This is a genomic window from Burkholderia cepacia complex sp. TUM26381, from assembly GCF_057439935.1.
The window spans coordinates 577,289-599,856 of sequence record NZ_CM172006.1 but is presented as its reverse complement, the minus strand read 5'-3'; the positions used below and the strand labels follow the sequence as shown (position 1 = coordinate 599,856).

At 67.8% G+C, this 22,568-nt stretch carries 22 protein-coding genes; 4 read left to right on the top strand and 18 right to left on the bottom strand.

Annotation, left to right across the window (positions count from 1 at the left end; translation table 11 throughout):
- Nucleotides 1–21 precede the first annotated feature (21 nt).
- From ACWMMN_RS02885 to mpl, 18 genes are all read right to left on the bottom strand, one after another.
- Nucleotides 22–1,080 (bottom strand): haloacid dehalogenase-like hydrolase, encoded by a 1,059-nt coding sequence (locus ACWMMN_RS02885; protein ID WP_174993282.1) that lies wholly within the window; start codon nucleotides 1,078–1,080, stop codon nucleotides 22–24.
- A gap of 206 nt (nucleotides 1,081–1,286) precedes the next feature.
- Nucleotides 1,287–2,114, bottom strand: a complete 828-nt coding sequence (gene pyrF / locus ACWMMN_RS02880) for an orotidine-5'-phosphate decarboxylase (protein ID WP_256085551.1) — start codon at nucleotides 2,112–2,114, stop codon at nucleotides 1,287–1,289.
- A gap of 39 nt (nucleotides 2,115–2,153) precedes the next feature.
- A complete protein-coding gene (locus ACWMMN_RS02875; protein ID WP_256085550.1) occupies nucleotides 2,154–3,215 on the bottom strand; it encodes an aldose 1-epimerase in 1,062 nt (353 codons plus the stop codon).
- A gap of 50 nt (nucleotides 3,216–3,265) precedes the next feature.
- A complete protein-coding gene (locus ACWMMN_RS02870; RefSeq protein ID WP_174993283.1) occupies nucleotides 3,266–4,072 on the bottom strand; it encodes an SDR family NAD(P)-dependent oxidoreductase in 807 nt (268 codons plus the stop codon).
- Between the two features lie 29 nt (nucleotides 4,073–4,101).
- Nucleotides 4,102–5,118: an L-arabinose ABC transporter permease AraH gene (gene araH / locus ACWMMN_RS02865; protein WP_174993284.1), complete on the bottom strand. Its 1,017-nt coding sequence runs from the start codon at nucleotides 5,116–5,118 to the stop codon at nucleotides 4,102–4,104.
- Between the two features lie 70 nt (nucleotides 5,119–5,188).
- Nucleotides 5,189–6,700 (bottom strand): L-arabinose ABC transporter ATP-binding protein AraG, encoded by a 1,512-nt coding sequence (araG, locus tag ACWMMN_RS02860; protein ID WP_059236221.1) that lies wholly within the window; start codon nucleotides 6,698–6,700, stop codon nucleotides 5,189–5,191.
- Nucleotides 6,701–6,767: 67 nt separating this feature from the next.
- Nucleotides 6,768–7,763 carry an arabinose ABC transporter substrate-binding protein gene (locus tag ACWMMN_RS02855; protein WP_059236223.1) on the bottom strand — a complete coding sequence of 332 codons (996 nt, stop codon included), beginning with the start codon at nucleotides 7,761–7,763 and terminating at the stop codon, nucleotides 6,768–6,770.
- A 102-nt stretch (nucleotides 7,764–7,865) separates the two neighbouring features.
- A complete protein-coding gene (locus ACWMMN_RS02850) occupies nucleotides 7,866–8,645 on the bottom strand; it encodes an SDR family oxidoreductase (protein ID WP_174993303.1) in 780 nt (259 codons plus the stop codon).
- Nucleotides 8,645–9,322, bottom strand: a complete 678-nt coding sequence (locus tag ACWMMN_RS02845; RefSeq protein ID WP_256085549.1) for a 2-dehydro-3-deoxy-6-phosphogalactonate aldolase — start codon at nucleotides 9,320–9,322, stop codon at nucleotides 8,645–8,647. The genes ACWMMN_RS02850 and ACWMMN_RS02845 overlap by 1 nt, the downstream gene beginning before the upstream one ends.
- Before the next feature lie 22 nt (nucleotides 9,323–9,344).
- Entirely contained in the window at nucleotides 9,345–10,370 is a 1,026-nt protein-coding gene (locus ACWMMN_RS02840; RefSeq protein ID WP_256085548.1) for a 2-dehydro-3-deoxygalactonokinase, read from the bottom strand.
- Nucleotides 10,367–11,266, bottom strand: a complete 900-nt coding sequence (locus tag ACWMMN_RS02835; RefSeq protein WP_059236230.1) for an IclR family transcriptional regulator — start codon at nucleotides 11,264–11,266, stop codon at nucleotides 10,367–10,369. Before ACWMMN_RS02835 ends, ACWMMN_RS02840 begins: the two co-directional genes overlap by 4 nt.
- A 349-nt stretch (nucleotides 11,267–11,615) precedes the next feature.
- On the bottom strand, nucleotides 11,616–12,017 hold the full coding sequence (locus ACWMMN_RS02830) for an EF-hand domain-containing protein (protein WP_059236232.1): 402 nt from the start codon (nucleotides 12,015–12,017) through the stop codon (nucleotides 11,616–11,618).
- A gap of 79 nt (nucleotides 12,018–12,096) precedes the next feature.
- Nucleotides 12,097–13,707, bottom strand: coding sequence for a S10 family peptidase (locus tag ACWMMN_RS02825; RefSeq protein ID WP_059236234.1), 1,611 nt, complete (start codon nucleotides 13,705–13,707; stop codon nucleotides 12,097–12,099).
- A gap of 427 nt (nucleotides 13,708–14,134) precedes the next feature.
- Nucleotides 14,135–14,875: a monofunctional biosynthetic peptidoglycan transglycosylase gene (gene mtgA / locus ACWMMN_RS02820; protein ID WP_059236236.1), complete on the bottom strand. Its 741-nt coding sequence runs from the start codon at nucleotides 14,873–14,875 to the stop codon at nucleotides 14,135–14,137.
- A 14-nt stretch (nucleotides 14,876–14,889) separates the two neighbouring features.
- Nucleotides 14,890–15,756, bottom strand: a complete 867-nt coding sequence (gene aroE, locus ACWMMN_RS02815) for a shikimate dehydrogenase (RefSeq protein ID WP_059236238.1) — start codon at nucleotides 15,754–15,756, stop codon at nucleotides 14,890–14,892.
- Nucleotides 15,753–17,840: an RNB domain-containing ribonuclease gene (locus ACWMMN_RS02810; protein ID WP_059236240.1), complete on the bottom strand. Its 2,088-nt coding sequence runs from the start codon at nucleotides 17,838–17,840 to the stop codon at nucleotides 15,753–15,755. The genes aroE and ACWMMN_RS02810 overlap by 4 nt, the downstream gene beginning before the upstream one ends.
- Nucleotides 17,841–17,920: 80 nt before the next feature.
- Nucleotides 17,921–18,490 carry a YqiA/YcfP family alpha/beta fold hydrolase gene (locus ACWMMN_RS02805; RefSeq protein WP_256085547.1) on the bottom strand — a complete coding sequence of 190 codons (570 nt, stop codon included), beginning with the start codon at nucleotides 18,488–18,490 and terminating at the stop codon, nucleotides 17,921–17,923.
- A complete protein-coding gene (mpl, locus tag ACWMMN_RS02800; RefSeq protein ID WP_256085546.1) occupies nucleotides 18,487–19,872 on the bottom strand; it encodes a UDP-N-acetylmuramate:L-alanyl-gamma-D-glutamyl-meso-diaminopimelate ligase in 1,386 nt (461 codons plus the stop codon). The genes ACWMMN_RS02805 and mpl overlap by 4 nt, the downstream gene beginning before the upstream one ends.
- A gap of 246 nt (nucleotides 19,873–20,118) precedes the next feature.
- Here mpl and ACWMMN_RS02795 point away from each other — a divergent pair, with 246 nt between their 5' ends.
- From ACWMMN_RS02795 to accB, 4 genes are all read left to right on the top strand, one after another.
- The gene (locus tag ACWMMN_RS02795; RefSeq protein ID WP_059236917.1) at nucleotides 20,119–20,763 is read left to right on the top strand and encodes a hypothetical protein; all 645 of its coding nucleotides are present in this window, start codon (nucleotides 20,119–20,121) and stop codon (nucleotides 20,761–20,763) included.
- 7 nt (nucleotides 20,764–20,770) lie between these two features.
- Nucleotides 20,771–21,322 carry a TlpA family protein disulfide reductase gene (locus ACWMMN_RS02790; protein ID WP_059236246.1) on the top strand — a complete coding sequence of 184 codons (552 nt, stop codon included), beginning with the start codon at nucleotides 20,771–20,773 and terminating at the stop codon, nucleotides 21,320–21,322.
- A 194-nt stretch (nucleotides 21,323–21,516) separates the two neighbouring features.
- Nucleotides 21,517–21,969, top strand: coding sequence for a type II 3-dehydroquinate dehydratase (gene aroQ, locus ACWMMN_RS02785; RefSeq protein WP_011350880.1), 453 nt, complete (start codon nucleotides 21,517–21,519; stop codon nucleotides 21,967–21,969).
- Between the two features lie 66 nt (nucleotides 21,970–22,035).
- Complete coding sequence (gene accB, locus ACWMMN_RS02780; protein WP_046544894.1) at nucleotides 22,036–22,509, top strand: acetyl-CoA carboxylase biotin carboxyl carrier protein; 474 nt, start codon at nucleotides 22,036–22,038, stop codon at nucleotides 22,507–22,509.
- Nucleotides 22,510–22,568 lie beyond the last annotated feature (59 nt).

The following is a 22,568-nucleotide window of genomic DNA, read 5'->3' as shown; positions in this document are numbered from 1 at the left end:
TGACACGCCCCGCTCACCCGCTTACTGGATCGCGTCGGGTTTCACGACGATCCAGTTCTTGTCTGCCGTCACCGGCAGGCCGAGCGATTTCTGCTGCGCGGCCGATTCGTCCGACCACGCGCGGATCTGCGCCATCTGCTTGTCCTTCTTGTTCACCCACACGCGCACGCCGCCGCGCGCGACGTCGGTCGCGTTCAGCAGCATGTAGCCGTCGGACGTCGGCGTGTCGCCCGCGACGAGCACCGGCTTCTTCCACTGGTCGATCCAGCCGACGATCGAGCCGAGCTTGCCTTCGTACCACGTCATCGGGTTCATCAGGAACGGCGTGATCACCAGGCTGCGGTTCGCGGCCTCGTCGTACTTGCCGGCCTTGATCTGCAGCCGCGACGTCGTCAGCGCGCCGGTTGCCGGGTTGCGCAGCAGCGTCGTCACGCCGATCACGTTCTGCGGCTTCACGTTGTAGCCGTACTTCGGGTCGGACAGCACGAGCCGCGCGAGCTCCTCGTGCGCGGCCGTCATCACGTAGACGTCGATGCCGTTCTCGCGCAGCGCGTTGTACAGCTCCTGCATCCCGCGGAAGAAACGCGGCGGATTCACCGTGCCGTCGACCACCTTGTCGCCCTGCCAGTAGCGGATCGGGATCGGCTTGCCGTCGGCGAGCATCGCATCGATGTGGCGCTTCAGGTCGGCGAGCGACTGCCCGGCGAACGCCTGCGCGATCCACGGATAGCAGACCAGATCGTCGATCTCGCACAGCCGGTAGTAATAGCTCGTCAGCGATTCCTTGTAGTCGGCGGAATCCTTGAACGGGATCAGCTTCAGCGACGGGTCGAGCGTGTCGCGCGTCAGCACGCCGTGGTTCTCGAGGTACGGCAGCAGCGATTCCTCGAGGTCGTACCGGTAGGTCGTGTTGTCGGCGTCGAACACCGCGTAGTCGCCGCGGTTCGCGTGCGCGGCGATCATCGCGTTCAGCGCCTTCGCGCTGTCGGCCGGCCAGTGCGACAGGTCCGCCGCATGGGCGAACGTCATGCACAACGACGCGGCAAGTGCGCTCAGAAGATGGCGGGACAGCTTGGGCATGGCGTCGCTCCCTTTCTTGACATTGTGATGACGGATCGATGACAAGCGGGAGCATCGCGCGACTAAATTGCAAGCATGCGATACGGAAGCGACGGGAAGTTGTCCGCGCGCGTCAATGCGGCGCACGCCGGGGAAGGCCGGTGCGCGGCCCGCGAGCGCGGGCCCGGCGAGGCAAGGCAAGGCCGCCCGGGCGGGCGGCCGCCATTTCAGCGATGCGCGTTGATCGTGTCGCGCGTCTTCTGCGCGGCGAGCGCCGCGGCTTCGGCGAAATCCTCGCCCTTGCTCGCATACAGGATCGCGCGCGACGAATTGATCATCATGCCGGTCGCGTCGGCCGTGCGGCCCGCGTTGACGGTCGCCTGCACATCGCCGCCCTGCGCGCCGATGCCGGGGATCAAGAGCGGCATGTCGCCGACGATCCCGCGCACGATCTCGATTTCCTTCGGGAACGTCGCGCCGACCACGAGGCCGAGCTGGCCGTTCCTCGCGTTCCACTTGTTCGCCGCGAGATCCGCGACGACCTGGTACAGCGGGCGGCCGCCGGTTTCCAGGAACTGCAGGTCGGAACCGCCCGGGTTCGACGTGCGGCACAGCACGATCACGCCCTTGCCTTCGTGCTCGAAGTACGGCTCGACCGAGTCGTAGCCCATGTACGGGTTCACCGTGACGGCGTCCGCGCGATAGCGCTCGAACGCTTCGCGCGCGTACTGCTCGGCCGTGCTGCCGATGTCGCCGCGCTTCGCGTCGAGGATCACGGGCAGGCCCGGATGCTGGAGGTGGATGTGCGCGATCAGGCGTTCGAGCTGGTCTTCCGCGCGATGCGCGGCGAAGTAGGCGATCTGCGGCTTGAACGCGCTCGCGTACTGCGCGGTCGCGTCGACGATCTGCCGGCAGAATTCGAAGATCGCGTCGGGCTGGCCGTCGAACTGCACCGGGAAACGCGACGGCTCGGGATCGAGGCCGACGCACAGCAGCGAATTCGTGCGCTGCCACGCGGCGCGCAGCGATTCAATGAAAGTAAGCGGGGAAGACATGGCGGGTACTCGCGGCAAACCGTTGATAGACCGCGTATTTTACCCGCGTCGCCGGCGTCCCTCGCGGGTCGCGGCATTGCTGCGCGCATCGGCGCGTTCGACGGTGAACGCGAAACGCCGCGTGAGGCGCTCGCCGGGCGCGAGCAGCGTCATCCCGTGCGCGGTCGCGCCGCCCGGCAGGTTCACCGCATTGATCGGATGATCGACCGGCTCGAAGCAGAAGAAATCCTCGCCCGGCGGCGTGTAGAGCACGTACGAATCGGCGTCCGCCGCGACGGTCAGCGACAGCCCGCGGCGCGGCCAGCTCACCGTCGCGTGGCCGCCCCAGCCGGTGAACGCATGATTGACGAGCGCGGCCGGCAGCGGATACGCGACGCCGAACTGCCAGGCCGGCGGCACGCTCACGTGCCGCACCGGCAGGAAGTCGGCGCCCGACAGCCACAGCCCGCCGGCCGCCGCGGCCAGCTCGGTCACCGGATCGCGCACGAGGAACGGATGCACGCCGAGCCCGAACGGCAGCCGCGCCCGCCCCGCGTTCTCGATCGTCAGCGCGATCGACAGCGTCGCGTCGTCGAGTTCGAACGACTGGATCGCGCGGAACGCATACGGCGCGCCGGCGGCCCGGTCGAGCGACAGTTGCAGCGACGTGCGGGTCGCATCGTCCACCTGCCACGGTGCGAGCCAGCCGTCGCCGTGGATCGGCAGCGGCTCGTCGCGGCGATTGCGCGGGACCGCGACCTTGCGCCCGTCGCATTCGAAGCGTCCGTCGCCGATCCGGTTCGAATAAGGCAGCAGCGGATAGCACGCGAGTTCGTTCGGGTCCGTCGCCGTCTCCGGGTGCTCGCAGCGGCGGAACACCGGCACCAGCGCGCCGTTGTCGCCGCGCCAGTCGAAGCGCGCGATGCCGCCGCCGAGGTGCGGCAGCACGTCGAGCCGCAACGACGCGTTCGACAGCGTGACGGCTGCCGCATGCGCGGCGCCGACACCCTGCGCGAACGCGGCCGTCTGCGGGCCGGGGCTGACCGGCTGCGCGGCAGCGGCCAGGCGCGCGCGGCGCGACTGGCTGGTGGACGACGATGCGCGCGAGGACGTGGCGGTCATGGTGAGCTCCTTTCCTTCGTCGAAGAAACGATGCAGGTCGGTGCGAACGGTCAGGCCCAGCCGCCGTCGACGATCACGTCCTGCGCGGTGATCATCCGGCTGTCGTCGGCCGCGAGAAACAGCGCCATCCGCGCGAGGTCGGCCGGCAGCAGTTCGGCGTCGATGCACTGGCCGGCCTTGATCGACGCACGGCCCGCGTCGTCGAGCCACAGCCGGCGCTGCTTGTCGGTCATCACCCAGCCGGGCACCAGCGAATTCACGCGGATGCCGAACGGGCCGAGGTCGCGCGCGAGGCCGCGCGTCAGCCCCTGCACGGCCGCCTTCGCCATCACGTAGACGGGATAGCCGCCGTTCTTCAGCATCCAGCTGATCGAGCCGAGATTGACGATCGCGCCGCCGCCCTGCTGCTTCATGTCGTCGATCACCGCTTGCGCGGCGAAGAACTGGTGGCGCAGGTTCACCGCGATGCCCGCGTCGAACGATGCGGGCGTCACGTCGCCGATCGCATGGCGCGCGTCGTTCGCCGCGTTGTTCACGAGCACCGCGATCGCGCCGATCCGTGCCCGGATCGCGTCGATCGCATGGCGCAGCGCGTCGACGTCGGTCAGGTCGCACTGGAGGAACAGCGGTGCGTGGCGCACGTGTGCGAGGCTGTCCGCCAGCGCGGCGCCGGCGGCCGCGTCGAGGTCGACGAACGCGACGCGCGCGCCCTGCGCGGCGAAGTGTTCGACGAACGCCGCGCCGATGCCGGTCGCGCCGCCCGTGATCAGCACCGCGCGATCCTCGAGGCTCGGGTAGCGTGCGTAGCGCTCGAGGCTCGTTGCGTGCGGGCCGGACGCGGAAGTATCGATGGTCATGCGGTTCGTCTCCGTGGGAACAGGTCGGGTCAGTCGCGTACGCCGCGGTTCTTCAACTGGTCGAGCAGCACGGCCGCGAGCAGGATCGCACCGCGCACGAGGTACTGGTAGAACGCGTCGATGTTCAGCAGGTTCATCACGTTCTCGACGGTGCCCATGATCAGCACGCCGATCACGACGCCCGAGATCGTCGCGCGGCCGCCCATCAGCGACACGCCGCCGAGCACGCACGCGGAGATCACGTTCAGCTCGAAGCCCTGCGCGGCATTCGGCTGGCCCGACGTGATGCGCGACGCGAGAATCACGCCCGCCAGTGCCGTCACTGCGCCCTGGATCAGGAAGATGTACACGCGCGTGCGTTCGACGTTGATCCCCGCGAGCCGCGATGCTTCCGGGTTGCCGCCGATCGCGAGCGTGTTGCGGCCGTACACGGTCTGGTTCAGCAGCACGCCGAACGCGATGAAGCACAGCAGCGTGACCCAGATCGGCAGCGACACGCCGAACAGCGACAATCCGCCGAGCGCGATGAAGGTATCCGACGACACCCCGACCGCCTGCCCTTTCGACACGATGAAGCCGAGCCCGCGCACGATCTCCATCGTCGCGAGCGTCGTGATCAGCGCGTTGATGCGCAGGTACGCGATCACCGCGCCGTTCACGAAGCCGATCGCCGCGCCGGCCGCGACCGCCGCGATGATCGCGACGAACGTGTTGTCGGTCGCGTTCAGCACCATCGCGCACAACACGCCGGAGAACGCAACGGTCGAGCCGATCGACAGGTCGAAGTCGCGCGATGCGAGACAGAACATCATCGTGCACGCGACCATGCCGATCTGCGAGATCGACAGCGCGAGGCCGAGCATGTTGTCGATCGAGAAGAAGTGATCGACGGTCAGCGACATCGTGATGAACATCACCGCGAAGATCGCGATCAGGCTGTATTCGGTCAGATGCTGCCACCACTTCTGGCGGTCGCTTTGCTGCGGAACCAGCGTGTCGGCCGTGGGCTTCACGGCGGCGCTGGCAAGGTTTTCGTTGACTTGCATGATGGTGTCTCCTGCTCCTGCATCGCGCGGCCCGCGCCGCGCGTGTTCGATTCGAATGTCGTGTATCGCGTCAGGCCGCCTCGACCGCGCTCGTCTGCGGCAGCGCGAGGTTCAGCACCGCGTGTTCGTTCGCCTGTTCGCGCGGCAGCTCGCCGGCGATCCGGCCTTCACGCATCACGACGATGCGGTCGGACACGCCGAGCACTTCCGGCAGCTCCGACGACACCATCACGATCGCGCAGCCGCGCTCCGCGAGCCGGTAGATCACGTCGTAGATCTCGTGCTTCGCGCCGACGTCGATCCCGCGCGTCGGCTCGTCGAGGATCACGACCTTCAGGTCGGGCTCCGCCAGCCAGCGCGACAGGATCGCCTTCTGCTGGTTGCCTCCCGACAGGAAGCGGATCTTCTGGCGCCGGTTCGGCGTCTTGATCTTCAGCCGCTGGATGAAGCGGTCGGCCGTTTCGCTTTCGGCCTTGCGGTTGATGAACAGCCCCGCCCGCAGCGAATGACGGCGGCAGCTGATGTTGATGTTCTCCGCCACCGACGCGATCGCGATGATCCCTTCTTCCTTGCGGTCCTCGGGACACAGCACGATGCCGTGGCGGATCGCGTCACCGGTGCGCTTCACGTCGATGCGCGCGCCGTCGAGCGTCAGCACGCCCGCGCGCCGGCGGTCGGCGCCGTACACGAGCCGCATCAGTTCGCTGCGGCCCGCGCCCACCAGCCCGAAGAAGCCGACGATCTCGCCCGCGCGCACCGAGAAACTCGCCGGTTCGCGCAGGGCATGGCCATCGACGCCTTCGGCGGAGAACCGCACGTCGCCGAGCGCGCGCGGCGCGTAATGGTAGATATCCGAAATCTCGCGCCCGACCATCTCGGCGACGAGCCGTTCGCGCGGCACGTCGCCGAGCGATTCGTGCGACGCGATCTTGCGCCCGTCGCGGAAAATCGTGCACGCATTGCAGAGCCGGTAGATCTCGTCCATCCGGTGCGAGATGTAGATCAGCGCACGGCCCTGCGCGCGCAGGTCGTCGACGAGCTTGAACAGCACCTCGGTCTCGCGATGCGACAGCGAACTGGTCGGTTCGTCGAGCGCGATCACGCGTGCATTGCGCATCAGCGCCTTGCAGATCTCGACCATCTGCCGCTGCGCGATCGACAGCCGCCCGAGCTTCGCGTCGGGATCCAGATCGACTCCCATCGCCGCGAGCCGCTCGCGCACGTAGCGCTTCGCCTCGCGCTTCCTCACCCAGCCGAACGCGTTCGGCAGGCGGCCGAGCAGCAGGTTTTCCGCGACCGTCAGGTCGGGCACGTACTGCAACTCCTGGTGAATCACCGCGATGCCGGCCGCGATCGACGCGGCCGCATTCGCGAACTGCACGGGCTGGCCGTCGACCAGCACGCTGCCCGCATCGGGCTGGTATTCGCCACCGAGAATCTTCAGCAGCGTCGACTTGCCCGCGCCGTTCTCGCCCATCAGGCCATGCACCTCGCCCGCATGCACGTCGAACGAAATGCCGTCGAGTGCGCGCACGCCGGGAAATACCTTGCCGATATTGTCAAAACGCAGTGCCGCTGACACGTCGTCTCCCCACTTCCGAATCGATCGACCGCCGGCCGCCGCATCGCCGCGGCAGCCGGCGGGCCGCTTACTTCGACGCGAGCCCCATCTCCTCGCGCACCTTCGACACGTTGTCGCGCGTCGCGAGCATGCCCGTCGTCAGCGTCAGCGGCGGCGGCGCCTTGCCCTGCGTGATCCACGTGTACATCAGGTCCGAGGTTTCCTCGCCGTGGCGCTTCGGGCTGATGATCACGGTGCCGTAGAAGCCCGTCGGCTGCGGCTTCTTGAACTCGTTCAGCGCCGAATCGGAACCGCCGATGCCGATGCCGATCATGTTGTCGGCCTTGAAGCCGCGCCCTTCGGCCGCCCGCACCGCGCCGAGCACGGCCTCGTCGTTCAGGCCGTAGGCGACCCAGTGCTTGAACTGCGGGTTCTTCGTGAGCGCGATGTTCGCCGCGTTGAATGCGTTTTCCGTGTCGGTCTTCGCCTGCGGCGCCGCGATCACGTTCGCCTTCGGGAAACCGGCGGCCACCAGCGCGTCGGTCGCGCCGCTCGTGCGGTCATGCGCGGTCGGCAGCTGCTCGAAGGTGATGTCGATCGCGCCGACGTCCTTCATGTCCCAGCCGCGCTTCTTGATCTCGGCCGCGATGCCGTCGCCGACCTGCTTGCCGATGTTGTACGCGGAAATCCCCATGTGCGGCACCGCCTCGATCGGCTTGCCCGCGCCGTCGACGAGGCGGTCGTCGACCGTCATCATCTTCAGGTTGTGCGACTTCGCCTTCGCGACGATGCCCGGCCCGAGCTTCACGTCAGGCGTGCAGATGATGAAGCCTTCCGCCTTCTGCGCGGACAGGTTGTCGATCGCGCTCATCACCTTTTCGCCGGACGGCGCGCCGATCTTCACGAGCGTGAAGCCCTTTTGCTTCGCCGCCATCTCGGCGAACTTCCACTCGTCCTGGAACCACGGCTCTTCCGGCTGCTTCACCAGGAAGCCGATCTTGACCGGGTCGGCCGCGTGCACGACCGGGCTGCCCATCACCACCGCGGCCGCAGCGGCCAGCGTTACGAACGTTCTGCGTTTCATCTCCAGTGTCTCCTTGTCTTCATCGAACAGGATGCAGCCGCTTGTTGGTTTCGACGCAGCGTGCGCGCGGCCGTCGCACGTGCGGTCTTTCGAATCGTTGCGTCAGTCGTGATACAGCGCCGCACGCCCGCCATCGACGGTGATGCATGCGGCATTGATGAACGGCGCCTCGTCGGAGGCCAGGAACACGGCCGTCATCGCGACCTCCTCCGGCCGGCCGATCCGCTTCATCGGCTGCAGCGCGAGCGTCCCGGCGCGCGCGGCAGCCGGATCGGGTTGCGCGTCCCACCAGTCGCGCGTGAGCTGCGTCTCGATGTAGCCCGGCGCGATCGCGTTCACGCGCACGTTGCGCGCTGCGTATTCGATGCCGAGCGCACGCGTGAGACCCAATACGCCGTGCTTCGCGACCGGGTACGGAAAGCAGCCCGGAATGATCCTGAAGGCGTGCGTCGACGCGATGTTCACGATGCTGCCGCGGCCGCGTTCGACCATGCCCTCGAGCGCTGCGCGGCAGCCATGCCACACGCCGTCGAGGTCGACCGCGAAGCAACGGCGCCAGTCGTCGTCGGTCATCGTCAGCGGATCGGCGAACACGTTGATGCCCGCGTTGTTCACGAGCACGTCGAGCGGGCCGAATGCCGCTTCGGTCCGCGCGAGCGCATCGCGTACCGCATCCTGCCGCGCGACGTCCGCCTGCAGCGGCAGCACGCGCGCGCCGTCGAATTCATGCGCAATCGCGGCGGCCGTGTGCTGCGCCTGCGGGAAGTCGAGATCGACGAGCGCGACGGCCGCGCCTTCGCGAACGAACGCGCGGGCGATCGCGGCGCCGATACCCCGGCCCGCGCCCGTCACCATCGCGACCTTGTCCGCGAGGCGGCCCATCATGCGGCTCCGCCGCGCGCGACGCGCAAGCCGGCCTGGAACGCGCGCGCGTTCGCCGCCGTCGTGTCGGCCGACTGGCCGGGCCGGTACAGCGCCGAGCCGAGCCCGAAGCCGTTCGCGCCGGCGCTGAGGAACGGCTCCATGTTGTCCGGCGCAATCCCGCCCACCGGGATCAGCGGCACCGCACGGTCGATCACCGCGCGCCACGCCTTCACGACCGGCACGCCGAGCTGTTCGGCCGGAAACATCTTCAGCACGTCGGCGCCGTTCGAGAGCGCCGCGAATGCTTCGGTCGGCGTCGCGACACCCGGTGCGCTCGCCAGGCCGCGCTCGCGTGCGCGGCGAATCACCGCTGCGTCGCTGTGCGGCATCACGATCAGCGCGCCGCCCGCGCCCTGCACGCGATCGACGTACTCGGCACGCAGCACGGTGCCCGCGCCGACGATCGCGTCGTCGGGCAGCGCGCGCCGCAGCGCCGCGATGCTGTCGAACGGATCCGGCGAATTGAGCGGCACCTCGACGATCCGGAAGCCGGCTTCGTACAGCGCATGGCCGTGGTCGGCCGCTTCGGCGGGCGTGATGCCGCGCATGATCGCAATCAGCGGACACGCGTCGAACGCACGCATCAGCGCGGCGTGGGGCACGTACGGCGCGGGCAAGGTCAGGTCGGACGGCATCGAGGATTCCTCTGCAAGCAGTTCATTGGTCGGCGCAGACGGGCTCGCCGTCCGCGCGCACGAGCCCGGCACGCGACGCGATCCGCCACAGGCCACGCTCGGTTGCGTGTGCGGCAACGCGCGCATGCGCATGGCCGAATTCCTGGAGCGCATCGACGTAGCGCGCGCACAAGCCGTCGTCGCCGATCAGCAGCAGCGGCTGGTCTGCGAGCGCGATGCCGCGCTCCGCGAGCATCGCGTCGAGCGCATTGAGCTCATGGCCGATCAGCAGGCCGGACAGGTAGTCGCCCTGCGCATCGGGCGCGAGCCGGTCGGTCAGGCCGAGCGTGCGCGTGCTGAAAATCGTCGCGAGCAACCCCGTGCGCTGCGCACCGCGCGCAACCGACACGCCGCGCACGAACGCCGCGCGATCGGGCGATGCGCCTGTGCGCATCGTACGGCCGAGGATCGTGTGATCGCGCAGCACCGCGAACAGCTCGCCCGTCATGAAGGTCTGGAAGCGTTCGATCAACCCGTCCTTCACCCACGCCCATTTCGCATGGGTACCCGGCAATCCGATCAGTACCCCTGAACGATCGGTGCCAAGCGTGGGATCGCTTGCGAGTGCGCCGACGATCTGCGTTTCTTCGCCGCGCATCACGTCGGGCAGTTCGCCCGTCGCAATCACGCCCGGCACGATCGAGACCGTTGCGCCGCGTGACGTCGTCACGGTGATCAGGCCCGTGACGAGCGCATCGGCGCCGGCCGGCACCGCGACGTACGGCGCCTCGCGCCAGCCCTGCGCGCTGCCGACCATCCCGGCCGCGAGCACCGGCAGGCCGGGCGTGCGGTCGAGCCAGTCGCCGCACGCTTCCTCGAACACCGCGTCGAACGCGCGCGCACCGCCGCCCGGCACGTGCATCACGCCCGCCGCGCGGCTGCGCGTGTCGAGCAACGCACCCTGCGCGTCGTACAGATACGCGCGCAGCGACGTCGTGCCCCAGTCGAGCGCGATCAGCGACGGGGGGGCGGAACTGGCATCCGGAACGGGCCGGGTCGAAGTCGTCATCGTTTGATCCTGCGGGTACCCTGCGGCGGGCTCCAGCCCAGCTCCGCGGAAATGGCTCGCGCTTCGCGCTGCACGAGCGGAATCAGTTCGTCCATCCGGTCGTGCGGCATGTACGGAATGGTGCTTGCGACCGACACCGCCGCGACGACCGCGCCCGACGCATCGCGGATCGGTGCGGCCACGCAGCGGATCGACGCCTCGTTTTCCTCGAGGTCGAACGTGTAGCCGCCGGCCGCGTAATGGGCCATGCGCTGCAGGAACGCGCTCGTCTCGGGTCGGTTGTCGGGCTTGAAATTGACGCCGGCCAGCGCGCGCCGCGCGGCCTCGAACAGCGAGCGCCACAGGTCCGGATCGAGGTCGAGCATCATCGCCTTGCCGATACCGGTCGACGCGAGCGGCATCCGGTGGCCGACGCGCGAGCGCATCTCGAGGCCGCGCGTGCCGGGAATCTTGTCGATGTACAACACGTCGTCGCCGTCGCGCACGCCGAGATGGATCGTATCGAGCGTCGCTTCCGCGAGCGCTTCGAGATGCGGTCGCGCCACCGCGGTGAGCGGCATCTGCTCGAGCGCGATCGTGCCGAGTTCGATCAGCTTCGGGCCCAGCAGGTAGCCGCCCTGCACCTGGCGCAGATAGCGGGCTTGCACGAGGCTGCTGACGAGACGGTGCGTCGTGCTGCGCGTCGTGCCGAGCGCGGCGCCGATCGCACGCATGTCGCGCGCGCCGTTCGCGATCGCCTCGAGGATCGCGAGGCCGCGCAGCAGCGTCTGCGTGCCGGCCTGCTGCGCGGCGAGATCGAGCGGCGTGCTGGTCGCGCCGATGCTGTCGGTCAGCGACACATCGTCCGGCGTCACGCGCCGGGCGTCGAGAGCAAGGGTGTCGGGCATCTTGGTCATGGGGCGGGCTTCTTCAACGGAATCGGTGAAGCCGCTCGCGCGGCGCCGGAACTGCGTCCGGTGCTGCGGCGTGGCGGCGGTCGATGCACCGAGTAAAGCGCCCGGTAAACTTCATGGAAGGTGTCTCCGTGTGCGACGGGCGCCGCGCGATGCGTGGGTCCGAAGCTGTCGATGTGCTTCGGATTGTAGGAGCGCACGCACTCGTCTCCAATATTTGAATGCGTTGTCCAGATAATGAGAATTCAGGGGTGATCCGCCGCGCGCTCGACTCGGCGGACGCACCATGTGCACGGGGGCGGAACCCGCCGTGTCGCAGGTTCCGCCCCCGTTTGTGCACTTCTTGTCGCGCTTACTGCTGGCTGCTCGTGCTGCGTGCCTGCATGTAGCGCTGCACGTCCGCGAACGACACGCGACCGTTGCCGCTCGCGTCGATCTGCCGGAAGTGGTTGGCGACATAGCCGAGGCCGGCCGCCCGCGCCTGCGACTCGGTGATCGAACCCGTGTTCTGCGTGTCGGCCGCGCCGAACTGCTGGGCGAGCTTGCGCACCACTTGCGCATGCAGCGCGGCGCCGGTCGTCTGCGTGCCGGCGGTCGCCTTGCGCGCGGCCGGCGGCACGTACGGATCGCCGAGCTGCGCCTGGCGCGCACGCGCCGGTGCGGCGGTGTCGCTCGCCTGCGCGAACGCGGATACGGATGCGGCTGCGCCGACGCATGCGAGCGCCGCGGCAACGACGATGAAACGATTCTTCATATCAGGCTCCAGTCTGGAATGAGGTCGTCGACGGCCAGCGGGCGGCGCCACCGAAGGCGCCCGTCGCCGGCCCAGCGCATCAGTGCGCGGCCGTGTTGTAGAACGTCACGAGGTCGGCTTTCTCCTGCGGACGCGACGTATCGTCGAGATAGACCATATGTCCGCCCTGATAGTCCTTGATCGTCAGGTTCGGTTGCGTCCCGAGCCGCGCGAGGTCGAGCTCGGTCTGGTAAAACGGCGTCGCGATGTCGTGATACCCGTTCAGCGACAGCACCTTCAGCTGCGGATTCAGCGTCAGCGCCGCGGCGAGGTCGGGGATCGTGTCGGGCATCGCGAGGCCGTCGTGCGTCCAGTCCCACGTGTTGATCGCGTTGCTGCTCAACGAGTAGGCCGACTGCGCGGTGTACTTCAGCTCGTTCGGCAGGTACTTGCCGATCGTGTCGGTGAACGGTTGCGTGATGTACGTGCTCGACGGGTCGCCGCCCGATGCAAGCGGGCTCGACACCGGCACGTTCACGCGCGCATCGTAGCGGCCGATCAGCGTGCCCGGGACCAGCGACAGCTGGAAGCTGTTGTCGAAGAAGGTCGGGATCACGTTGAAGTTCGCATTCCACAGCGACTGCTTCACGCCGGTCGCATTCGCCATCGTCGTGACGAGGTTCGGCGGCGGCGGCGTATGGCTCGCCAGGTACGCGTTCACGGCGGGCGCGTAGCTGCCGGCCGTCAGCAGGCGCATCTGGTCCGCGTACTGCGGCAGGTTCGACGGGTTCGGATTGTCGAGCTGGTAGTAGGCGCCGACGGTCCCGTACGACGGCACGAAGCCCGCGCAGCTCACCGGGCTCGATCCGTTGTTCGAGTTGCCGATGTAGTCGCTCGCCATGTCGCAGTTCGTGTTGTAGTTCAGGATCGACGATTGCAGCACGATGCCGTCGAGCTTCACGCCGGCCGTCTCGAGCAGGTTCGCGAGCACGTCGGTGCGCGGCGTGCCGTACGATTCGCCGAACAGGTATTTCGGCGAACCGGTGCGCTGGTTCACGGTCAGGTAGCGCGTGACGAAATCGCGGAACGCGCCGCCGTCCTGGTCGACGCCCCAGAACGTCTGGTTCGTGTTCGGTGCGATCGCCTCGGAGAAGCCGGTGCCGATCGCATCGACGAACACGAGGTCGGTCGTGTCGAGCAGGCTTTCCTGGTTGTCGACGAACGGGAAAGTCGACGTGTTCGCGTTCGGGTCGCCCGTCTGGATCCGTCGCGGGCCGAACGAGCCGAGGTGCAGCCACACCGATGCCGAGCCCGGGCCGCCGTTGTACAGGAACGTGACGGGCCGCTTCGCCGCCGGCTGGTTGTCGGCCGTGTAGGCGACGTAGAAGAACGATGCTTCGGGTGCGCCCGTCTGCGGATTGCGCGCGACGAGGTGGCCGGCCGTCGCCGTGTAGCGGATCGTCTTGCCGTTCAGTGTGATCTGGTGATGCGTGATGGCGGCCTTTTCAACCGCGGCGGAGGCGTCGAGCGACGCGTTCGCGCTCGACGAATAGCTGTTCGGATCGTTGTACGCCCTGTCCACCTGACCGGCGGGATCGGCTGAATTGTCGGCGCTCGCAGCGGCGGACGATGTCACGTCGTCGTTGCAGGCCGTCAGAATCAGCGAAGAAAACACCACTCCCAACAACAGCTTCGCTTTGCTCGCTGGCATCGTTGCGTTCCTTCTTTCGGATGTTTTTTTGTGTCGAGCAGCCGGATAAGCCACCCCCCGCCTCGATTGCGGCCGATAAGCCGAGGCGCTGGCCAATATACGCGAGCGAGTCAGCTTTGAAAAATTTTGAAATATTTGGCGGGCAGACGGTGCGGCGCACACCTTTCAGGAATGCTTCGATTCGCGAAACGTTGCATTTCACGTCGCTTTCATCGACTTTCGCGTTTACCCGGAAAAACTAAAAATGCGCGGATTTCGCGCCATATCGTCCAGGAAAATCGCACGGCTACCCGCATTGCTCAGCAAAGCGAAATAGACGGATTCGTCTAAAGGATGTAGCCCGAAATGCGTTCGACACGAATGCGCTGCAGCGCAGCAATGACGCACGGGCGGCGCAACGGACAATGCGACGGCGCGGGCGCGCCGTTCATTCGGATTGCGGAAGTTCGGCCGCGCCCATCCGGCGCGCGATGACCGCCGCGCGCTGCGCCTGATAGGCCGAGCCGCGATGCGCGTCGAACCAGCGCGGCTTCGGCAGCATCACCGCGAGACGCGCCGACTGCCATGCGCCGAGCCGGCTCGCGGGAATCTTGTAGTAATAGCGGGCGGCCGCCTCGGCGCCGTACACGCCGCGGCCCCATTCGACCGAATTCAGGTAGATCTCGAAGATGCGCTCCTTGTCGAGCACCGCTTCGAGCATCCAGGTGATGATCAGCTCCTGCCCCTTGCGGATGTAGCTCTTCTCGCGCGACAGGAACAGGTTGCGCGCGAGCTGCTGCGTGATCGTCGAGCCGCCCGCGACGATCTTGCCGCGCGCCTTGTTCTTCTCCCACGCCTGCAGGATCGCGTCGACGTCGTAGCCGTTGTTGGTCGCGAAGGTCGAGTCCTCGGACGCGATCAGCGCACGCTTCAGGTTGCGCGAGATCTGGTCGTACGGCACCCACTGGTGCTGGATCTGCGCGGGCGGCGTGGCGCGCGACAGCCACCACGCGTCGGTGCGCATGAACGCGGTCGAGCCCGGGTTCACGAACGACCACAACGCGATCTGCGCGAGATAGAACAGCTGCGTCGCGAGCCACGCGCCCGCGAACACCGATCCCGCATAGACGATCCAGCGAGCGAGGCTCACCGATCGCGTGCGCTGCTGCGTGCCGCTCACCGCCACCACGTGCCGCGCTCCGGTCAGCTCGCCGCGAGCGCCTGGCGCAGCGCGGCCAGCACCGGTGCGCCGTCCGGACGCACGCCGCGCCAGATGAAGAACGACTCCGCCGCCTGCTCGACGAGCATCCCGAGCCCGTCGGCCGTGCGCGCGCCGAGCGACGCCGCATGCTGCATGAACACCGTCGGCTGCGCGCCGTACATCATGTCGTACGCGAGCGTACCCGCGCCGAACGCGGCCGCGTCGCATTCCGGCAGCGCAGCGTCGAGGCTGCCGGCCGTCGCATTGATCACCACGTCGTACGGCTCCGCGCGCACCACGTCGGGACCGCCGCCCGCGAGCGTGCAGCCCGCATCGTGCGCGGCCTGCATGAACTGGCCGACGAGCGCTTCGGCCTTGCTCGCGGTGCGGTTCACGATTCCGATCGACAGCGGCGCGCGGTCGAGCAGCGGCAGCACGACGCCGCGCGCCGCACCGCCCGCGCCGAGCAGCAGGATGCGTGCGCCCGCGAGCGACACGCCGAGATTCGCTTCGATGTCGCGCACGAGGCCGACGCCATCGGTGTTGTCGCCGTGGATGCGGCCGTCGGCATCGATGCGCAGCGTGTTCACCGCGCCTGCCGCCGCCGCGCGCGGCGACAGCGTGTCGGCCAGCGCATGCGCGTCGAGCTTGAACGGCACCGTCACGTTGGCGCCGCGGCCGCCTTCGGCGACGAACGCGCGCACGGCCGCTTCAAACCCGTCGACCGGCGCGAGCCGGTGCGCGTACTCGATCGGCTCGCCCGTCTGCGCGGCGAACTGCGCGTGGATGAACGGCGACTTGCTGTGCGCCACCGGGTTGCCGAACACGACATAGCGGTCGGCGCCGCTCGTCGACGCAATCGCGTTCATGATGCGCGCCCCTCTTCGCTGTCGTTACCGCCCGCGGCTTCGCCGCCCGCACCTGCGTCCGCGCTGTCGGCCTCGGCCAGTGCTTCCGCCTCGGTTTCCGCCGACGCGTCTTCCGCATCGACCAGCGTGTCGTCGCCGCCTTCGGCGTCATCCTCTTCCTCGGCCGCGTCGCCGCTCGTCACGGTCGGCGCATCGAGCACGTTCAGCAGACGCACCGACGCCTCGATCGTCAGCTCGTCGAGCGACATCACGTCGAGCAGCACGCGCGTGCCGCGCGCATGCACGCCGAGCCCCGGCACGTGCAGCAGCAGCGGAATTTCCTCGAGGCGCACGAGATCGCCCTTCACGACGCTCGCGACGACGTGCTTCTTCTGCTCCTGCGCGAGCCAGCGCAGGCACCAGAAGTACTCCATCCGGCGCTGGTAGTCGGCGTAGGCCGTGTACGTATCGTCGAAGCCCTGCACGACCGCGTACAAGTCGGCGTCCTTCGGCTTGAACGGCGCGGCAAGCTTCGCGGTGACGCCGTGCTGCACGCACGCGAGCAGCTGCCACTGGTTCACGAGGTCGACGTAGCGGCGCAGCGGCGACGTGCTCCACGCGTACTGCGGCACGCCGAGGCCTTCGTGCGGCGCGGCCGTCGTCTGCATCCGCGTGCGCTTCGGGCCCGGCGCGCCGAAACCGCGCTGCGAGCGGTAGATGCCCGGCACCGTGTGGTCGTGCAGGAACGCGCCCCAGGTCGAGTTCGCGAGAATCGCGAGCTCCGACACGATCAGGTCGAGCGGCGACCCGCGGCGGCGCGGCGTGATCGACACGTGCTCGCCTTCGACGTAGAAGTTGTAGTCGGTGTTGCGCTGCACCTCGCGCTTCAGGCCGTAGCCCGCGCGCGCGACCTGGCGCTTCTCGAACAGCGCCTGCGCGAGCGGCCACAGCACGGCGATGTCGTCCTTGTGCGGATAGTCGCCGGTGCCGGCTGCGAGCGTCTCTTCGTTGACGAGCTCGTCCAGCGTGTTGTGGCGCAGGTTGTTCTTCACGAACACGAGCTCGGCGCGCGTCTCGTTCGCGACGATGTCCTGCGTCTCGCGGTTGACGATGATGTACAGCGACAGCGCCGGGCGGTAGTCGCCCTCTTTCAGCGTGAACACGTCGACGACGTCGTCCGGCAGCATCGTGATCTTGTCGCCCGGCATGTAGACGGTCGACAGGCGCGTGCGCGCGATCGCATCGACCGCGTCGCCGCGCACGATGCCGAGCGCCGGCGCCGCGATGTGCACGCCGATCCGCACACGGCCGTCCGACAGGTGCTCGACCGAGAATGCGTCGTCGATTTCGGTCGTCGTGATGTCGTCGATCGAGAACGCCTCGACGTCCGCGCGCGGCAGATCGTCCGGCAGCGCGCCGACCGTGACGGACGGAAAGCCCGTGCCGTGCGGGAAGAATTCCGCGAGGAAGCGCGCTTCGTGCAGCGCACGCGGCGACGCGATGCCGCCGCAGTCGAGCATCAGTCGCGCCGGCGACACGCCGCGCGCGCCGGCCGCCGCTTCCATCGCCTTGTATTCGATCGCGTTCTTGTCCGGCCGCGTCAGCAGCCCGAGCACCTTGCCCGCGAACGCCTCCGGCAGCTTGCCGGCCTTCAGTTCCTCTTCATACTGCACCTGCACCAGCGCCTGCTGGCGCTTGCGCTCGAGCGACGCGAGCGCCATCTTGAGCTGCTCTTCCGGCGCGCGCTGGTACTGGCCGCGCCCCTTGCGGCGGAAGTAGACGGGCGAGCCATGCAGCCGCAGCACCAGCGCCGCGCGCTCGACCGGGCCGTACGTCGCGCCGAAGTACTCGGCGGCCAGCGCCGTATACGCAAACTCGTCGGCCGGCGCGCATTCCCACAGGAAATCCAGGTCGATCTGCTGCGCGGCCGTGTCGGCCTCCTGCATCAGCTCGCCCGCGGCCGGCTTCTCGAATTCGATCAACACGTCTTTCGCGCGCACCTTCGCCCGCCGCCCGCCGGGCAACTCGACCTGAAATGCATCGCCCTGGCGCGACAGCACGCTGCCCGCCTTGAAACTGCCCGATTCCTCGAAGAAAACGTTCACTCAGTACTCTCGTTCAGACTGCCCGGCGCCGCATCGGCGGCACCGCATGATGATGGGAATTCAATCGGCACACGGCCGGTTTATGACGTCTTTCCGTCGCAAAAGGCGAGAACGTCGTCGACATAGTCGGCAAATTCGCTGATCCCGTGATCGCTGCCTTCGATCACGCGCGTTTTCGCGCCCGGGTAATGGGCCAGCATTTCGCGGTAGTCGAGCACTTCGTCACCGGTCGCCGCGAACAGATAGTAGCGTTCGGCGCGCGAGATCGCCGGCACGCGCAACGCGTCAAGCTCGTGCAGGTGATGACGCTCGACGACGATCGTGCCGCCGCCGTGCCACAGCGGCTGTTCGCCGAGATGCTGCTCGAGATCGCGCTGCGGCACGATGGCCGGATTCAGCAGTACGGCCTTCCAGCCGTGCTTTTCGGCCAGCCACGTCGCGTAATAGCCGCCGAGCGAGCTGCCGACGACGGTCACGTCGTGCGCACCGGCCACCTCGGCCTCCGCGACCGCGATCGCTTCGAGCGGCGACACCGACAGCGACGGGCACCGCCACTCGCCGGCGCGGCCGAGTTCGGCCATGCGGGCGGCGAGCAGCCGCGACTTCTGCGATTCCGGCGACGACCGGAAGCCGTGCAGATACAGGATCACGTGCGGCTCCCGAGCGCGTCGAGCAGCTTCTGGTGCACGCCGCCGAAGCCGCCGTTGCTCATCACGAGCACGTGGTCGCCCGGACGCGCGGCATCGACCACCGCCTTCACCAGCAGATGCAGATCGTCGAACGCGCGGGCACGGTCGCCCAGCGGCGCCAGCGCCTCGGCAAGATTCCAGCCGAGCGCGTCGCGCCCCGCCGGCGCGCCGTAGCCGAACACGAGATCGGCGTCGGCGAGGCTCGCCGGCAATTGCGACTTCATCACGCCGAGCTTCATCGTGTTCGAGCGCGGCTCGAGTACGGCGAGGATGCGGGCATTCTGGCTGCCGATGCGTGCACGAAGGCCGGCGATCGTGGTTTCGATCGCGGTCGGATGATGCGCAAAGTCGTCGTAGACGGTCACGCCGTCGACGCTGCCGCGCACTTCCATCCGGCGCTTCACGTTGCGGAACGACGCGAGCGATTCGGCAGCCTGCGCGGGCGGCACGCCGACGTGGCGCGCAGCGGCGATCGCCGCGAGCGCGTTCATCCGGTTGTGATCGCCCTGCACCTGCCACGTGACTTCTCCGACGCGCCCGGCCTGCGAGTACACCGCGAAGCGCTCGTCGACCGGTACGCCGTCCTCGGCCGGCAGCGCCTGCCAGCCGCCGTCGACGCCGAAGCGTTCGACCTCGCTCCAGCAGCCGCGCGCCAGCACGCGCTCGAGCGCGTCCGAGCGGCCGTTCGTGACGATCCGGCCGACCCCGGGCACGGTGCGCACGAGATGATGGAATTGCGTCTCGATCGCGGCGAGATCCGGGAAGATGTCGGCGTGATCGAATTCAAGGTTGTTCAGCACCGCGGTACGCGGCCGGTAGTGGACGAACTTCGAGCGCTTGTCGAAGAACGCGGTGTCGTACTCGTCGGCCTCGATCACGAAGAAGCTCGAATCGGTGAGCCGCGCCGACACGCCGAAGTTCAGCGGCACGCCGCCGATCAGGAAACCCGGGTTCAGGCCCGCGTCTTCCAGCAGCCAGGCGAGCATCGACGACGTGGTCGTCTTGCCGTGCGTGCCCGCGACCGCGAGCACCCATTTACCGGCCAGCACGTGCTCGCCGAGCCACTGCGGGCCCGACACGTACGGCAGGCCGCGATCGAGGATCGCTTCCATCAGCGGGTTGCCGCGCGTGACGACGTTGCCGATCACGAACAGGTCCGGTTTCAGGTCGATCTGGTCGGCGCCGTAGCCCTCGATCAGCGTGATGCCCTGCGCCTCGAGCTGCGTGCTCATCGGCGGATAGACGCCCGCGTCGCAACCCGTCACCGTGTGGCCCGCCTCGCGCGCGAGTACGGCGAGACCGCCCATAAAGGTGCCGCAGATGCCAAGAATGTGGATGTGCATAGATGAATGCTTTCGCGCCGCCGGGCGCCGTCGATTCGGAAAGGATGCGTGTGCGTCGCGCCGGACAGGCCGTGCGGCCGGCGCCCGGCCAACGGCTTTTGCCGCGACACAAAGATGGCTATTGTAACTGACGGCCTGCGCTGCCCGGCGGCCCGAACGATGCGGGCGAACGCCACCCGCGCGCCGGGCGGCAGCCCGCCGTACCCGCGCTCGGGCGCTTCGGCGATCGAGTATGATTGCCGGATCATGTCTCGCAAATCCCTTCTCGACCCGCGGCGCGTCCGCGAGGAAATCGCCCAGTCCGCCGCCCGCCTGATCGCGGAGGACGGCCTCGACTACGCCGGCGCGAAACGCAAAGCCGCGCGCCAGTTGCTGGGCGATTCCCGCATTGCCGGCGAATGGCTGCCGGATAACGACCAGATCGAGGAAGAACTGCGCGAGTACCTCGTGCTGTTCCAGAGCGATACGCAGCCGGACGAACTGCGCCGCCTGCGCGAAATCGCGCTCGACTGGATGCGCCGGCTCGCGGAGTTCCATCCTTATGTGACGGGCGCCGTGCTGAACGGCACCGCGAACGCGCATTCGGATATCCATTTGCAGGCATTCACCGACAACCCGAAGGATGTCGCCATCTACCTGCTGAACCAGAACGTCCAGTACGACGTGTCCGAGACGCGGCACTTCGCGGGTCGCGCCGACGTCGAGACGCTCAGTTTCCTGTGGCGCCCGCGGCGCGACATGGACGCAATCGGCATCCACCTCGCGCTCTATGCGAGCGACGACCTGCGCGGCGCGGTCAAGGCCGATGCACGCGGCCGTGTCGCCCGCGCGGATGCCGCGACGCTGCGCGCGCTCGTCGAAGCAGGCAAGGCCCCTTCCGAACCGGAATGATTCAACGATGATGATGAAACGCATGTTGGCGCTCGCGGTCGTCGCGGCCGCCGCCGTTGCCGGCGGGCTCACCGCCGGCCATTGGTTCCGTGGCAGTGCCGACGACGGCGTCGCCGTCGCCGCGCCCGCCGCGCAGGGCAACCCGGTCGACCAGCTGTGGGCCGCATCGCTGACGGGCACCGACGGCAAGCCCGTCACGCTCGCCGCCTTCAAGGGCCAGAAGGTCGTCGTCAACTTCTGGGCATCGTGGTGCGGCCCGTGCGTCGAAGAAATGCCCGAGCTCGTTGCGCTGTCGCATCAATACAAGCAGAAAGGCATCCGTTTCGTCGGGATCGGCGTTGATTCCGAACAGAACGTGAAGAACTTTCTGCAGAAGGTGAAGGTCGACTATCCGGTTTTCGTCAGCGGATATGCGGGCGCCGATCTGGCCCGTAATTTCGGAAATACCGCCGGCGCATTGCCGTTCACGGTCGTCATCGACGAAACCGGCAAGATTCGCGAGACAAAATTGGGACAAATCCAGCCGGCCGAGCTGAAAAAGACGCTCGACGCGCTGTAACCTGCCCGAACGGCGGCCCGCACGTTGGCGGCGATTTGCGGGTCGATCACCGCAATTTCGCGTGAATTCGCCGATACTTTGCCGGCGCGCCGGTAATTCTTGCAGATTCGCCGCCGCTGGCCGTTCGGCAAAACTAGACAAATTTCTCTAAATAGCGCTAAAGTTCGCGCAATTCCGCAGAAATAGAAGCGACCATGACACGATTGCTGGTGCTGCACGGCCCCAACCTGAACCTTCTCGGCACCCGGGAACCGGAGGTGTACGGCCGCGTCACGCTCGCGCAGATCGATCAGGCGCTTGCCGCGCGTGCCCGGGAAGCCGGCGCCGAACTGTCGTCGTTCCAGAGCAACCATGAAGGCGCACTGGTCGACCGCATCCAGGCGGCGCGGGAGGAACAGACCGATTTCATCCTGATCAATCCGGCCGCATATACGCACACGAGCGTTGCGATCCGGGACGCGATCGCCGGCGTTGGCATCCCGTTCGTCGAGGTTCACTTGTCGAACGTGCATCGCCGCGAAGCGTTCAGGCACCACTCCTACTTTTCCGACCAGGCCGAAGGCGTGATCTGCGGGCTCGGCTGGAAAGGTTATCTGTACGCGCTCGAGTACGCGCTGGACAAGCTGCAAGGCACGTCGCGCGGCTGATTTCGCGATCTAGATTCAGCGCCGGCCCCTAACCGGCGCTTTCACGTATTGAAAGGGGAATTCCCGATGGATCTTCGTAAGCTGAAAACTCTGATCGACCTCGTTTCCGAATCCGGCATCTCCGAGCTGGAAGTGACGGAAGGCGAAGGCAAGGTGCGCATCGTCAAGAACGCACCGCCGGTCTACGTGCAGCCGACGGCTGGGTATGCCCCGCAAGTCAGCGCGCCCGCTCCGTCGGCCGCGCTGCCGACCGAAGGCGCTGCCGCGCCGGCCGCGGGCGGCGCTGCCGCACCGGCCGTCCCGCAGGGCCACGTCGTGACGTCGCCGATGGTCGGCACGTTCTATCGCGCGCCGTCGCCGGGCGCGGACCCGTTCGTCCAGGTGGGCGACACGGTCAAGGAAGGCCAGACGATCTGCATCATCGAAGCGATGAAGCTGCTCAACGAGATCGAGTCGGACAAGGCCGGCGTGATCAAGGAAATCCTCGTCGAGAACGGCCAGGCCGTCGAATACGGCCAGCCGCTTTTCGTGATCGGCTAAGCCCGCCGCGCGGCCCTGTCGGCCGCGCGCCGCCGATGCTCGCCAGGCGCCGTTCGCGC

Excerpts from the sequence above, each read along its gene's own strand:
- ACWMMN_RS02790 (WP_059236246.1), top strand. The coding sequence starts at position 20,771 with ATGATGATGAAACGCATGTTGGCGCTCGCGGTCGTCGCGGCCGCCGCC.
- ACWMMN_RS02855 (WP_059236223.1), bottom strand. The coding sequence starts at position 7,763 with ATGAAACGCAGAACGTTCGTAACGCTGGCCGCTGCGGCCGCGGTGGTG.
- ACWMMN_RS02885 (WP_174993282.1), bottom strand. The coding sequence starts at position 1,080 with ATGCCCAAGCTGTCCCGCCATCTTCTGAGCGCACTTGCCGCGTCGTTG.
- ACWMMN_RS02840 (WP_256085548.1), bottom strand. The coding sequence starts at position 10,370 with ATGACGACTTCGACCCGGCCCGTTCCGGATGCCAGTTCCGCCCCCCCG.
- ACWMMN_RS02845 (WP_256085549.1), bottom strand. The coding sequence starts at position 9,322 with ATGCCGTCCGACCTGACCTTGCCCGCGCCGTACGTGCCCCACGCCGCG.
- ACWMMN_RS02850 (WP_174993303.1), bottom strand. The coding sequence starts at position 8,645 with ATGGGCCGCCTCGCGGACAAGGTCGCGATGGTGACGGGCGCGGGCCGG.
- aroE (WP_059236238.1), bottom strand. The coding sequence starts at position 15,756 with ATGAACGCGATTGCGTCGACGAGCGGCGCCGACCGCTATGTCGTGTTC.
- ACWMMN_RS02875 (WP_256085550.1), bottom strand. The coding sequence starts at position 3,215 with ATGACCGCCACGTCCTCGCGCGCATCGTCGTCCACCAGCCAGTCGCGC.
- ACWMMN_RS02835 (WP_059236230.1), bottom strand. The coding sequence starts at position 11,266 with ATGACCAAGATGCCCGACACCCTTGCTCTCGACGCCCGGCGCGTGACG.
- pyrF (WP_256085551.1), bottom strand. The coding sequence starts at position 2,114 with ATGTCTTCCCCGCTTACTTTCATTGAATCGCTGCGCGCCGCGTGGCAG.
- accB (WP_046544894.1), top strand. The coding sequence starts at position 22,036 with ATGGATCTTCGTAAGCTGAAAACTCTGATCGACCTCGTTTCCGAATCC.
- mpl (WP_256085546.1), bottom strand. The coding sequence starts at position 19,872 with ATGCACATCCACATTCTTGGCATCTGCGGCACCTTTATGGGCGGTCTC.
- ACWMMN_RS02795 (WP_059236917.1), top strand. The coding sequence starts at position 20,119 with ATGTCTCGCAAATCCCTTCTCGACCCGCGGCGCGTCCGCGAGGAAATC.
- araH (WP_174993284.1), bottom strand. The coding sequence starts at position 5,118 with ATGCAAGTCAACGAAAACCTTGCCAGCGCCGCCGTGAAGCCCACGGCC.
- ACWMMN_RS02870 (WP_174993283.1), bottom strand. The coding sequence starts at position 4,072 with ATGACCATCGATACTTCCGCGTCCGGCCCGCACGCAACGAGCCTCGAG.
- aroQ (WP_011350880.1), top strand. The coding sequence starts at position 21,517 with ATGACACGATTGCTGGTGCTGCACGGCCCCAACCTGAACCTTCTCGGC.
- ACWMMN_RS02825 (WP_059236234.1), bottom strand. The coding sequence starts at position 13,707 with ATGCCAGCGAGCAAAGCGAAGCTGTTGTTGGGAGTGGTGTTTTCTTCG.
- ACWMMN_RS02830 (WP_059236232.1), bottom strand. The coding sequence starts at position 12,017 with ATGAAGAATCGTTTCATCGTCGTTGCCGCGGCGCTCGCATGCGTCGGC.